This is a genomic window from Jiella flava, assembly GCF_017349315.1.
Classification (GTDB): Bacteria; Pseudomonadota; Alphaproteobacteria; order Rhizobiales; family Rhizobiaceae; genus Jiella; species Jiella flava.
In genome coordinates this window covers 100279-113601 of the sequence record NZ_JAFMPP010000002.1, presented here as the reverse complement: position 1 = coordinate 113601, position 13323 = coordinate 100279, and the positions used below count along the sequence as shown (strand labels likewise).

Annotated in this window: 9 protein-coding genes; 4 read left to right on the top strand and 5 right to left on the bottom strand. The window is 64.5% G+C overall.

All coding sequences use genetic code 11. The features are described from left to right. Positions 1-416: 416 nt before the first annotated feature. Both J1C48_RS03195 and J1C48_RS03190 read left to right on the top strand, forming a co-directional pair. Positions 417-1472, top strand: a complete 1056-nt coding sequence (locus J1C48_RS03195; protein ID WP_207256246.1) for a Fe(3+) ABC transporter substrate-binding protein — start codon at positions 417-419, stop codon at positions 1470-1472. Between the two features lie 136 nt (positions 1473-1608). Beyond that, on the top strand, positions 1609-3300 hold the full coding sequence (locus J1C48_RS03190) for an ABC transporter permease (RefSeq protein ID WP_207256245.1): 1692 nt from the start codon (positions 1609-1611) through the stop codon (positions 3298-3300). A gap of 522 nt (positions 3301-3822) precedes the next feature. Here the strand turns inward: J1C48_RS03190 and J1C48_RS03185 are convergent. Together J1C48_RS03185 and J1C48_RS03180 are read right to left on the bottom strand one after the other, a co-directional pair. Next, positions 3823-4638: an alpha/beta hydrolase gene (locus J1C48_RS03185; RefSeq protein WP_207256243.1), complete on the bottom strand. Its 816-nt coding sequence runs from the start codon at positions 4636-4638 to the stop codon at positions 3823-3825. Between the two features lie 202 nt (positions 4639-4840). Continuing rightward, positions 4841-6796, bottom strand: coding sequence for an acetoacetate--CoA ligase (locus J1C48_RS03180; protein WP_425523479.1), 1956 nt, complete (start codon positions 6794-6796; stop codon positions 4841-4843). A 219-nt stretch (positions 6797-7015) separates the two neighbouring features. On the opposite strand from J1C48_RS03180, the gene J1C48_RS03175 reads away from it, so the two are divergent. Together J1C48_RS03175 and J1C48_RS03170 are read left to right on the top strand one after the other, a co-directional pair. Beyond that, complete coding sequence (locus J1C48_RS03175) at positions 7016-8860, top strand: AsmA family protein (RefSeq protein WP_207256239.1); 1845 nt, start codon at positions 7016-7018, stop codon at positions 8858-8860. A gap of 144 nt (positions 8861-9004) precedes the next feature. After that, positions 9005-10309, top strand: coding sequence for a hypothetical protein (locus J1C48_RS03170; protein WP_207256238.1), 1305 nt, complete (start codon positions 9005-9007; stop codon positions 10307-10309). A 33-nt stretch (positions 10310-10342) separates the two neighbouring features. Here the strand turns inward: J1C48_RS03170 and J1C48_RS03165 are convergent, their stop codons facing one another. The 3 genes from J1C48_RS03165 to J1C48_RS03155 are packed head-to-tail and all read right to left on the bottom strand — an operon-like array spanning position 10343 to position 13267. Next, the gene (locus tag J1C48_RS03165) at positions 10343-11161 is read right to left on the bottom strand and encodes an ABC transporter permease (RefSeq protein WP_207256236.1); all 819 of its coding nucleotides are present in this window, start codon (positions 11159-11161) and stop codon (positions 10343-10345) included. After that, a complete protein-coding gene (locus tag J1C48_RS03160; protein WP_207256235.1) occupies positions 11161-12120 on the bottom strand; it encodes an ABC transporter permease subunit in 960 nt (319 codons plus the stop codon). The genes J1C48_RS03165 and J1C48_RS03160 overlap by 1 nt, the downstream gene beginning before the upstream one ends. 10 nt (positions 12121-12130) lie before the next feature. Further along, positions 12131-13267 carry an ABC transporter ATP-binding protein gene (locus tag J1C48_RS03155; RefSeq protein WP_207256233.1) on the bottom strand — a complete coding sequence of 379 codons (1137 nt, stop codon included), beginning with the start codon at positions 13265-13267 and terminating at the stop codon, positions 12131-12133. Between the last annotated feature and the right edge of the window lie 56 nt (positions 13268-13323).

Here is a 13323-nt window from a genome sequence, read left to right as displayed (position 1 = left end):
TCATTTCCATGCGCCTCGATCAGATCGGGATGCGTTGATCAGGCGCGAGCGCGGATCGGCGCATTCGCCGGTCGCCGATTGGGCAGGCCCACGGCACGCAAACATTCAACGCAAATGTGATCGTCGTCTCTGATGGACCGATGGCCCGGTCCGACAGCGCTAAGGCGTTGAAAACCATACGAACATTCCCATAAGTCATATAAGAACCTTACGAATAGTTTAGAATTCTTTTAAATCATTGATTTTACTAGTCAAACGTCGCTTGCTACAGATTTCGTGATACGGCGTGGGGGACCCATCTTCCGCGTCGCGAACCAACGCGATGGCCGCCGGCGGGGGTGGTGATCCGCTTCATCCCAAGCCCGCAATCGACAGCAGACGGGAGCCCCGGCCCCCGCCATTAGGAACGAAGCCTCATGACTCAGTCTCTCGCCCGCCACCTCACGACCATCGCCATTTTTTCAGCCACGCTCGCGCCGATCACCGTCGCCGCCTCAGTCGTCCAGGCCGCCGACGTCAACATCTACACCTCCCGCCAGCCGGAGCTGATCCAGCCGGTTCTTGATGCCTTCACCAAAGAGACCGGGCTGAGCACCGCGACGATCTTTATCGACAAGGGGCTCGAAGAGCGCGTCAAGGCGGAAGGGGCCAATTCGCCGGCCGATCTGGTCATGACCGTCGATATCGGCCGCCTCGATGCCGCCAAGCAGGCCGGCATCGTCCAGCCGGTCGACAGCGCGACGCTTGCGACAAACATCCCGGCGAATTTTCGCGACGGCGCCAAGGATTGGTTCGCGTTGACGGCCCGCGGCCGCGTCGTCTATGCCTCCAAGGACCGCGTCGATGTCGCTGCGATCCGCTACAAGGATCTCGCCGATCCGAAATGGAAGGGCCGGCTGTGCACCCGCTCCGGCCAGCATCAATACAATATTGCGCTGATCGCCGCCTATATTGCCCATTACGGCGAGGACGCCGCCCGTGACTGGGTGAAAGGTCTGCGCGACAATCTCGCCCGCCGGCCCGAAGGCGGCGACCGCGACCAGGCCAAGGCGATCTTCGCCGGCGAATGCGATATCGCGCTCGGCAATACCTACTATGTCGGCAAGATGGCGACCAACGAGAAGGAGCCGGAGCAGAAGGATTGGGCCAAGGCGATCCAGGTGATCATGCCGACCTTCGACAACGGCCTCACCCATGTGAACATCTCGGGCGTCGCCCTCGCCAAGAACGCGCCGCACAAGGAGAACGCGATCAAGCTGATGGAATTCCTGTCCTCCGACGACGCCCAGAAGATCTATGCCGAGCTGAACTACGAATATCCAGTCGAGCCGGGCATCGCGACCTCCGATCTGGTCAAGTCCTTCGGCGCGCTGAAGTCGGATACGCTGGCGCTCGACGAGATCGCCAAGCACCGGGCGACGGCTTCCGAGATCGTCGACGAGCTGAACTATGACGGTGGCCCCCAGAGCTGATCCGTTTTGAACTGAACTGAGCGGACACGATCGCCGGCATCGCCTTCATGCGAGGCGATACCGGTTCTTGCCGGTCCATCACCGCCCGATGATGCGCCGCTCCGGCTGGCGCCTGACGCCGAGACCATCCGCATCCATGTCCGTCATTCGCCCCGCCAAGACCTGGCCGATTCCGGCGCGCCTTCGCCTGCTCCCGCGGGGCGATCGCGGCTATCTCGCCGCGGCCTTCGCGCTCTCGGCCGTGATCGCCATGCCCTTTGCCGCGCTGGTCTATCTGGCGCTCTCCGGCACCTCGACGAACTGGTCGCATCTCGCCCGCACGATCTTGCCGCAGGCGAGCCTCGTCACCCTCGGGCTGATGCTCGGCGTCGCGCTCGTCACCGGCTCTATCGGTGTGATCACCGCCTGGCTGGTCGCCCGCTTCAGCTTTCCGGGTCGGCGGATGTTCTCCTGGGCCCTGGTGCTGCCGCTCGCCGTGCCGACCTATATTGCCGCCTATTGCTTCGTCGAATTTCTGCACTTCGCCGGACCGGTGCAGACGGCGATCCGCGGCGTCTTCGGTTTTACGACCAGCCGCGAATACTGGTTTCCGGACATCCGCTCGCTGCCGGGAGCGGTGCTGATCCTATCGTCGGTGCTCTACCCTTACGTCTATCTCACCGTGCGCATGGTCTTTCTGATGCAGGGGCAGAAGGCCGCCGATGTCGCCCGCACCCTCGGTGCCTCGCAGGCGACGATCTTTCTGCGCATTCTCCTGCCGCTCGCCCGCCCGGCGATCGCGGTCGGCGTTATGCTGGCGCTGATGGAGGCGGTGAACGACATCGGCGCCGTCGAGTTTCTCGGCGTGCGCACTTTGACCTTCGCGGTCTATTCCACCTGGCTCAATCGCGGCGACCTTTATGGCGCGACGCAGATCGCTTTGTTGATGCTGGTGATGATCGTGCTTCTCGTCAGCGTCGAGCGCTTTGCCCGCCGCAAGCAGCGCTTCACCCTCGGGCGGGCAGACCGGCCGCGACCGGGAGCGGACCGGCTGACCGGCGGCAAGGCCGTTCTGGCCGTTGCCGCTTGCGCCCTGCCGATCCTCCTCGGTTTTGCCATCCCCTTTGCGGTGCTTACCGATTACGCGTTCGAACGGCTCGATCAGCTGGCCGATCCGCAGCTTTGGCGGGCCCTGCAGCACACCGTCGTCCTCGCCGGCATCACCGCGCTGGTGACGATCATCGCCGGCTTTCTGCTCGCCTATGGCGTTCGGCTGACGGGCTCGCGTCGGCTGGTGCTGATGACCCGGCTGGCGGTGCTCGGCTATGCCGTTCCCGGCACGGTGCTTGCCATCGGCATTCTCATTCCGCTGGCTGGCTTCGACAACTGGGTGGATGCGCATCTCAGCGCCGGGTTCGACCTCTCGACAGGGCTGCTTTTGTCGGGTTCGGGCTTTGCTATCGTCTATGCCGGCTTCGTGCGGTTTATGGCGATGGGGCACGGCGCGCTTGAAAGCGGCTTCGCCAAGCTCTCGCCACATCTCGACATGGCAGCGCGCACGCTCGGCCGCGCGCCGGGCTCGACCCTCGTCGAGGTGCTGCTGCCGCTGATGCGCCCGGCACTGATGACCGCCTTTCTCCTGGTCTTCGTCGAGTCCAGCAAGGAGCTGTCGGCGACGATCCTGCTCCGGCCCTTCGACTTCGAAACGCTGGCCACCTTCGTCTACGCCCAGACCTCTCGGGCGGCCTTCGAGGATGGCGCAGTGGCGGCGCTGATGATCGTCCTCGTCGGCATGTTGCCGGTGGCAATCCTCAACCGCTCGATTCTTGCGGAAACCGCCCGCAGTTGAGGCGAAGGCGGCAGCCCCGCGCGCGCGAATCGAGGGCGAACGCAAGGAGAAGCGGCCGCTCGCGGCCGCGGTGACGGCGCTCGACACCGGCAAGGCGCTGTGGAAAGCCCGTGTCGACGCCCCGGCCGTCTCCCCCGGGCCGTCTCGATGCCAACCGTCAACGCCTGTAAACGCTGCCAATAGGTGACCTTCGTCGCCGGCGGCAACACGATCTTGCTGCCGACGGTCTCCGACCAGGTGGCGACGTCCGCGCTGCCGCAGTAGAGCGCCCTGCGTCCTATCGGACGCAGAAAGGTCGCTCACACCTTTTGAATCAACGCATCGGGCTTTGCCGAAAATCGATTCCGATTGTCGGCCGATGCTGTAGCTCAAAGAGCAATGGACTCAAGCAAAGCGTCTCACTTCCGCCCCTTCGCTTTGACTCATTGTGAAGCATGCAAGATGACTTGTTTTGCGTCAGGTGCCGCGCTCTCGTCAGACCGTCCCGTTCGACACGACAGTTGCGCAAGATCCGCTGCAACGTTATCCGCCGTGGGCTCGAAGCCAGGCGGTGATCGCGGCGATGACGGGCCGTTCGATGCCGTCATAACCGTGGGGCGAACGCGAACCGCAGGCCGTCTTCGAGCGCTGTTCGCCTCCCTCGACGCGCAGCACGCGGACGCTAGGCGAATGCGCCATGGCCGAGGCGATGCGGGGAGCCATGGCGGGTGGCGCGACATCGCAACGATCGTCGCGGTTGGCGATCACCAGCGCGGGAACACGGACGCCCGGCGGATCGGCATCGAAGACGGTTTCGGTGCTCCGGCGGCCGGGCACGGAGATGGATTCGCTCAAAACGACACCGGAAACGAGGCCCGACGGGGCATGGGCCGCCCCGTTCATCGCCGCGATCGTCCCCTGGCTGGTGCCGACCAAAAATACCGGCACGCCGAACCTCTGACGAGCGTATTCGGCCAGACCGTCCACCACCCGGCCATAGGCCGGAGAGCTGCGCATGCCACGCAGATTTATCTTGGCGACAGTCTCCGGAATCAGCACGGCATAGCCCCGCGCCACAAAAGCCTGACGCGTGCGCACGACGAAATTGTCATCGTGACGCACCGCACCATCGCGCCGCAGGCCGACCTCGCCGGTGCCGCCCGGCAGCATGATGAGCGTTGCCCGAGGATGCGGCGGCGCGTCGAAAAGCACCCGCTGGGTCAGACCGACACCGTAGGGCAGGCGCACCACATGCTCGCCGGCGACGGGCGCGTCCCCTGCCGGCTCGGCCGTTGCTCGCAGGGGCGCTGCGACGGCAAAATTCAAGATCCCGGCCACAAGAAGCGCAATCTTCGGCATGATCATCGGATCCTTGGCCATCGGACGCAACTGATAGGATCAGCCGGTCACGACGCGGGCTGTCGCTCACGACTTTGGGCGATATCTCACGCCATCACCGCCTTTGATCAGCCCTTTAACGCGATCGACACTGAGAACGTTCGCAGAATTCCACCAGTCGAAGCCGTCTGCGAGATCGCTCCGGCAGCGGACAGTCTGCCCCTCACTCCGCCAGTTCCGCCCGGCCCTCGAATTCCGCCAGCGCCTCCGGATTGGCGAGGGCCTCCTTGTTCTTCACCGGCCGGCCCTCGACCACCTCGCGCACGGCGAGTTCGGTGATCTTGCCGGATTTGGTGCGGGGGATGTCGGCGACGGCGAGGATCTTGGCCGGCACGTGGCGCGGCGAGGCGCCGGAGCGGATGGCGTCCTTCAGCCGCTTGATCAGCGCCTCGTCCAGCGTATGGCCGTCGCTGAGGCGGACGAAGAGGACGACGCGCACGTCGCCGTCCCAACTCTGACCGATGCAGATCGCCTCGGCGATCTCATCGAACTGCTCGACGATGTTGTAGATTTCGGCCGTACCGATCCGCACCCCTTGCGGATTGAGGGTCGCGTCCGAGCGGCCGTGAATGACGATGCCGTCATGCTCGGTCCATTCGGCGAAATCGCCATGGGCCCAGATGCCCGGAAAGGTCTCGAAATAGGCGCCGGTATAGCGCGCGCCGTCGGGATCGTTCCAGAATGCGATCGGCATCGAGGGGAACGCCTTTGTGCAGACGAGATCGCCCTTTTCGCCGCGCACCGGCCGGCCCTCGGGGTCGAACACGTCGACCGCCATGCCGAGGCCGGCGCCTTGAATTTCGCCCTCATAGACCGGCCGGATGGGCACGCCGAGCACGAAGCAGGAGACGATGTCGGTGCCGCCGGAGATCGAGGCGAGATGCACGTCCGGCTTGATGTCCTCATAGACGTAGTCGAAACCCTCGGGCGACAGCGGCGAGCCGGTCGAAGCGATCACGTCAACGCTGGAAAGATCATGGGTCTTAGCGGGCTTTAAACCGAATTTGCGGGCCGAATCGATATATTTCGCGCTGGTGCCGAAGAAGCTCGCCTTTTCCTCGGCGATGTAATTGAAAATGACATCCTGCGTCGGATGGAAGGGCGAGCCGTCATAGAGCAAGAGCGTGCTGCCGCCGGCCAGCGCCGAAACCAGCCAGTTCCACATCATCCAGCCGCAGGTGGTGAAATAAAACACCCGCGAGCCTTGGTCGTTGCCGCAGTGGAGGAGATGCTCCTTCCGGTGCTGGATCAGCGTGCCGCCGGCCGAATGGACGATGCATTTCGGCACGCCGGTCGTGCCGGAGGAGAACATGATGTAGAGTGGATGATCGAAGGGCAGCCGTTCGAAGGTCAACGCCTTCCGCGCGAAGGGCGCGATGAAATCGTCCAAGATCACGCCGTGATGAGCGCTGGCGGCCGCCCTCGCCCCATCGCCGAGATAGGGTACGACGATCGTTCGTGCCGGAGCGAGCTTTTCGCTGATCGGGCCGAGCTTGTCGGCGATATCGATCGCCTTGCCGGCGTAGAAATAGCCGTCGCAAGCCACCAGCAGCTTCGGCTCGATCTGGCCGAAGCGATCGAGCACCCCGCGCTCGCCGAAGTCAGGCGAGCAGGAGGAAAAGACCGCGCCGATCGAGGTTGCGGCAAGCATCACCGCGATGGTCTGTGGCATGTTGGGCATCATCGCCGCGACGCGGTCGCCCTTTTCGAGGCCGGCATCCCGAAACGCCTGCTGCAAGCGCGAGACGAGTGCCTTGAGGTCGTCCCAGTTGAGCCGGGCTGAGCGCTGATCCTCGCCGCGAAACACCAGCGCGTCGCCCGTTCCGGCCTTGGCGAGGAGGTTTTCGGCAAAATTCAGCCGCGCGTCCGGGAAGAACCGGTCCGCGCGCATCGTCGCGCCCTCGAAGAGTCCGTGCTCGCCCTTGTCACCCACGAGACCGGCGTGGTCCCACAGAAGCGACCAGAAACCGGCGCGATCATCGATCGACCAGCGGTGCAAAGCGGCATAGTCGGACAAATCCTGGCCGACCGCCTTCCCAGCGATTCGGGCAAACTCCGTCATCGGATGGGTCTCGACCCGATTGGCCGAAGGGGTCCACAAGCATTTATTCGACATCAAAGAACCTCCCAGAGCACGCCTTGCTGGCGCCATACCCATGTATCAGAAGTGAAAGGTGCGTCGATCCCGACAGATCCCTTCCCCAGGGGATAATGGTGTCCCGCCGAGCCAAACGCCTTTCGTCATTTTCGTTCCGGCGTTACGAACAGGCAACACCGATCAACCTGGAGAGCATCGAGTTTGGGACGTACACCGCCCGCTTCAGACCCGTCTGAAGCCTTGACGACGGCTTCCGGTTCGCGGCCTGCGCGTCGCAAATGGCTGGCACTCGCCCTTGCGGCGAGCCTTGCCGCCATCATCGCCGTGGTCGCGGTGCTGCCGGGCTTGGCTCTCGGCTCCGATCAGGCGCGGACACTGGTGATCGAACGGCTGGAACAGCTGACCGGTCGCCATGTCTCGGTCGACGGCCGAATCGATTTCTCGATCCTTCCCCGGGCGCGGCTCAGCCTGGAACATGTCCGCCTCGGCAGCACCAATGGCATCGACATCGATCGGCTGGTCGCCAATTTCAGCCTGCTCGACGTTTTTGCCGGCAAGGGCGAGATCTCCCGCCTGGTGCTGGTGCGCCCCGAATGGCAGTCCGCGCCCCCCATCGACGACGCCGTTGCCGCTGCGGCAAAAGCAAACGCCGCATCCGGCCTCATGGCCACCGGCACTGGCGAAGGATTGATGACCGGCCTGCATCGGCTGATGTCGCGGTTGCAAGGCGTGCGCGCCATCGAAATCCGTGACGGCTTGTTCCGGCCGAGCGAGCCCGGCTTCGAAGGCTCGCGTGGCATCAGCAACGCCAATGTCACGATCAAGCAATCGACCTCGGGCGACAGTCTCAGCCTGTCCGGCAGCTTCGTCTGGAACGGCCAACCGACCACCGTCGATTTGGGCATCGATTCGTCCAAGCCGCTGCGGGATGGCGGTTCAGGCAATGTCGATCTCAGCCTCGATTCGCCAGCTCTGACGGCGAGCTTCAAAGGCACGGCCGAGTTCGACAGGCTGCGGGATGCGCAAGGCAAGCTGTCGATCGCCGGCCCGTCCTTCACCCGCGGAATCGAATGGCTGTTCTCGCCGGATCTCAGAGTTCCCGAAATCGGCGCGGTCGCCCTGTCCGGCGATCTGATGCTGCGCGGCAAGAACGCCGAGCTGCGCAACGCCAATCTCAGCATTGCCGGCTCGCAGGGCCACGGCGCGATGGAGGCGCGGATCGATGACGGCATCCCGGTGGTCGGCGGGACACTGGCTTTCGATTCCTTGAACATCACCCCCGTCGCCCGATCGATCGCCCCCTTCCCGCGCAACGCCTTCGACTTCGAGCGCCCGCTCGACGTCGACTTTGCCAAGGCGATGCGGATGGAGATCCGGCTGTCGGCCAGCGACCTGCAGCTCGGCACGGTGCCCTTCAAGGACGTCGCGGCGGTGATCAGCGCCGACGGCGGCATCGCCAAGCTGGAGGTCGGCGACGCGACGATTTTCGGCGGTCGCGGCCAGGCGACATTGACGGTCGACGGGCGTCCAGCAACACCCGGTGTCGAGGGCTGGTTTAGCGCCAGCAACATCGACATGGGGCATCTCTTCACCGGCCTGTCGATCAAGTCGATCGGTATGAGCGGCACGTCGTCGATCACCGCCAAACTCAGCGCGCCCGCAAAGAACTGGCGCACGATCCTGGCCGGCCTCAAAATTTCCGCCAAGCTGGCGACGACGAACGGCACGCTCTCCGGCTTTGATCCGCGCGTCTTCGCCCGGCCGGGCGCGCGACCGCTCGCGGCCGGTTCCGGCGACGGCATGATCCCGTTCTCGGTGCTCAACGCAACGGTCGACCTGCAGGGCTCGACCCTGACATTCCAGCCGATCACCATCCGCAATGACGCCGGCAGCTTAAGCGCCAGCGGCGACTATCACGCCCGCACGAACACCATCGATCTGAACGGCAACTTCGTCGCCGCAGCGCCGGCAACGGCCAGTGCCGACCCGGCAACGCCGGCCATCCCGCAAAAGACGATTGCTTTCGACATGAAGGGCAACTGGCCCAATCCCTCCGTCACCACCAAGGCCGCCAGCCCAATCTGACACGTCGCATCCCGGCATCACCGCGGGCTTCTTCGCGTCCGATCGCCGGGTCGGTCTTGGTTCGCTCAAGCTTTCAGGCGCATGGTCGACGACGATCCTCAGAAGATTGCATCCCATTTGCAGATCGCAGCGAGAGTTTGGCCGATGCCGCACTCCACCCTATGGCCTTCCTCGAACCGCACCGATTCCATTGCCCGCGCCCGCCGGGCGATGCGCCGAGGCATGGCCGCCTGCATCGTCGCGGCGGCCGTCACCGGTCTGACCGCCGGGAGCGCCCAGGCGCAATCGATCGTGACGCTCGGCGACAAGGACGGCCCAAGCAGCAGAGACAATGCTGGCAGCTGCGGATCGGCCGCGCGCTATCATGACGCTCTCGCGGCCATCGCCGACACGGAATACAATGCCATTAAGACCGCCCGGCAGAATGCCGGCAACCCCGATCCGGCCCTGCCGGGCCGCCTGGTCTTCGCGCCCATCGTTCTGCCGAAAACCACCGACGAGCGCCGAGCGCTGATGCGCGCCGCCGAGCTGGCGCGCTCGCGCAACCGGCCGAACTGGATGACGAGCCGCGACGCGCGCTGGGTCATCGGCGAGGTGTCGGACGAGCTCGGGCGCTATCTCCGGCAGAAGGAGACGGCCTATCTGTGCGGCGGCGTGCCGAATTATCTCGCCACGATGCATCGCTATCTCGCGCGGGCCGGCAGCGACACGGGCGCGATCACCCGGCTCGAGATCGTCGCGGCCGCCACGGCCTCCCATCAGATCATTGCGACGCTGGGCGACTTGCGGCCGGTGCCGCTACCCACCGCCGCCCCCGCAGCGAGGGGGCAAGCGATCGGCGATGATCTTCGGCCGGCAATGGGAATCGTCGAGCGGCCGGCGGCCGCTCCAACCGATACGTCCGTAACGAATGATCCGAACACGGTGGACGAAACCGACGCCACCGTGACCGGCGGCACGAGCGCGCCCCATCCGTCCGCCGACGATCCGGCCGCGACGACCACCATCCCAGCCGATCCGGATCTGCCGGCATTGACGCCGCCAAAGCCGATCGCGCTGATGACCGACGCAGAACGGCTAGCCGCTTTGGATCGGCTGGTCGAGGCGGTGCGCCAGAACGGCGCGCTGGCTGGCGATGCGGCGATCGGTGACACGCCCAACGCGGCAGTGGCCAACGATGCGGCAGCGGCAAGCCGCGACGAAGCCGAAAGCCGGCCGGTGATCGCCCGCCTCAAAGCCTTGCGGCCGCTGGTCTATGGTGCGCGACCGGCGATCGGCGACCTGCGTGTGCGCCGTGAGCTGATCCAGAGCTTCTCGACCATCGAAATCGTCGATTATCTCGCCCACCGCCCGTCGGACGACGCGAACTCGGTCCCCGCCGCGATCAATCGCACGCTCGATGCGATCGCCGCCGCCCACGCGGCCAATTGTGGCTGTCGCGGGAACTGACGACGGACGGCTGATATCGGAGTCGAGCCACTCTCAACCTGCGGCGGCGAGGCGCTCGTCGCGGGCCTGCAGGATCAGCCGGCGCTTGTTGATCAGCGTCGCAACGATGACGCCGGTCGAGACGATCGCAATCAGGATCGTGCAGACGGCGTTGATCTCCGGGGTCACCCCCAGTCGCACCTGGCTGTAGATCTTCATCGGCAGGGTCGTCGCGCCGGGGCCGGTGGTGAAGGAGGCGATGACGAGATCGTCGAGCGACAGGGTAAAGGCCAGCATCCATCCCGCCGCGACCGCCGGCCAGATCAACGGCAGTGTCACCTGAAAGAAAGTCACCGTCGGCGTTGCGCCGAGATCCATCGCCGCGTCTTCGAGCGAGCGGTCAAAGCTCATCAGCCGCGACTGCACCACCACGGTGACAAAGCACATGGTGAAGCTGATATGGGCGAGCGTGATCGTCACGAAGCCGCGGTTCAGATCGAGTGCCACGAACAACAAGAGCAGCGACAGACCGGTGATCACCTCCGGCATGACCAGCGGCGCGTAGACCATGCCGGTCATCAGCGTGCGACCGAAAAAGCGCGGGTAACGCGACAGCGCCAGCGCTGCCATCGTGCCGAGAAGGGTGGCGACACTCGCCGAAATCAGGCCGACGCGTAACGTCACCCAGGCCGCGTCGAGCAGCGCCTGATTGTGCCAGAGCTGGCGATACCAGACGGTTGAAAAGCCGGCCCAGACGGTAACCAGACGCGAGGCGTTGAAGGAGAAGATGACGAGCAGAACGATCGGCAGATAGAGAAACGAAAAGCCGACGACCAACCCGACCACATTGATCTTCGACAGCCCTTGTCGCATCACTGCGCCCTCGCCTGGACCCGTTGGAAGAGCACGATCGGCAGAACCAGGATGATCACCAGCACGACGGTCACCGCCGAGGCGACGGGCCAGTCGCGATTGGTGAAGAATTCCAGCCAGACCGTCTTGCCGATCATCAAGGTTCGCGATCCGCCAAGGAGGTCGGGGATGACAAATTCGCCGGTCGCCGGGATGAAGACCAGGAAGCAACCGGCGATGACGCCGGGCAGCGACAGCGGAAATGTGACCGTCCAGAACGTCTTGAACGGGGTCGCGCCGAGATCGGCGGCGGCCTCGATCAGGCTCTGATCCATCCGCTCCAGGCTCGCATAGATCGGCAGGATCATAAAGGGCAGATAAGAATAGACGATGCCGATGAAGATCGCCGTCGGCGTGTTCAAGATGACCAACGGCTGGTCGATGACCCTGAGCCACAAGAGCAGCTGGTTGAGCAGCCCTTCCGGCTTCAGGATCGCGATCCAGGCATAGACGCGGATCAAAAAGCTCGTCCAGAACGGCAGGATCACCAGCATCACGAGCGACGTGCGCCAGGCGGGCGATGCCTTGCTGATGCCGTAGGCCAGCGGATAGGCGAGAAGCAGCGTCAGCACCGTCGAGGCGGCGGCAATCCCGAGGCTGAGCACATAGGAATTGAAATAAAGCGGGTCGCCGGCGATCCAGCGATAATTGTCGAAGGAGAACTCTTTCAGCGCACTCCACCAGCCGGCGATCGAACCGAAGGTCGGCTGGTAGGGCGGCATCGCCGTCACCACCTCGGACAGCGAGATCTTGAAGACGATCAGGAAGGGAACGAGGAACAGCGCGAACAGCCAGAAGAACGGCACGCCGATGACGATCCGGCGGAACCAGCCCCGGGTGTCGGGGCCCGGCTGCGAGATCGTCTTGCGCGCGGGGCGGGTCTGGGTTTCGCCCGAAGCCTCGCGGGCAGAGCGCGCCATCGCTTGCTCCTCAGGCCGTCAGGACGAGGCCGGCATCCTCGTCGAATTGCAGCCAGGCGCGATCGTGCCAGGTCAGTTGCAACGGGCTCTCGCGCGTTGCATTGATCATCGCCACCTTGACCACCGCGCCATTGGCCAGCCGAATGTGGAAGGAGGTGACCGGTCCGACATAGGCGATGTCCCAGACCTCGCCCTCCAGCACATTGGCGCCGGAGAGCGGCTCGGCGGCGATCCGCAGCTTTTCCGGGCGCAGGACGAAGGTCACCGCCTGCCCGTTCGACACCGCCACATCGCTCGTCACCGTGAATGGCGAGCCCGCGCTGGTCTGAAGCGTGATCCGCCCGCGATCGACGGCCTGCACGGTTCCGTCGAACAGATTCACGTCGCCGACGAAATCGGCAACGAAGCGGGACTTCGGCGCTTCGTAGATTTCCGCCGGCGTTGCCACCTGCACGATGCGTCCCTTGTCCATCACCGCGATGCGGTCGGCCATGGTCATCGCCTCCTCCTGATCATGGGTGACCATGATGAAGGTGGTGCCGAGTTCATATTGCAGATCGGTCAGTTCGAACTGGGTCTCCTCACGCAGCTTCTTGTCGAGCGCGCCGAGCGGTTCATCGAGAAGAAGCACCTTCGGCCGCTTGGCGAGCGAGCGGGCGAGCGCCACCCGCTGACGCTGGCCGCCTGACAGCTGATCCGGCCTGCGCCGGGCGTAGTCCTGCAGCTTGACGAGCTTGAGAACCTGCTCGACTCGGGCGGCGATCTCGCCTTTCGGCATACCCTCGCGCTTGAGGCCGAAGGCGATGTTTTTCGCAACGCTCATGTGCGGGAAGAGCGCGTAGGACTGGAACATCATGTTCACCGGGCGGCGATAGGGCGGAATCCCGGCCAAATCGTCCCCGTCAAGAATGACACGGCCGCTCGTCGGCGTCTCGAATCCGGCCAGCATGCGCAACAGAGTCGACTTGCCACAGCCCGACGCGCCGAGCAGCGCGAAGAACTCGCCCTTGAAGATCGACAGGCTCAGATCGTCGACGGCGTTAAATTGGCCGAAGCGCTTGGTGATGGCCTCGAACCGGATGAAGGGCTGCGCCTGCGGTTCGCGCCAGGGCGCAAAGTCGTTGCGGATGCTGCCGAGGGACTTCATGGCCAGCCGAACGCCCGCGATGCGACGCCCCTTGGGCTGAACAAGATCTCGGTTTG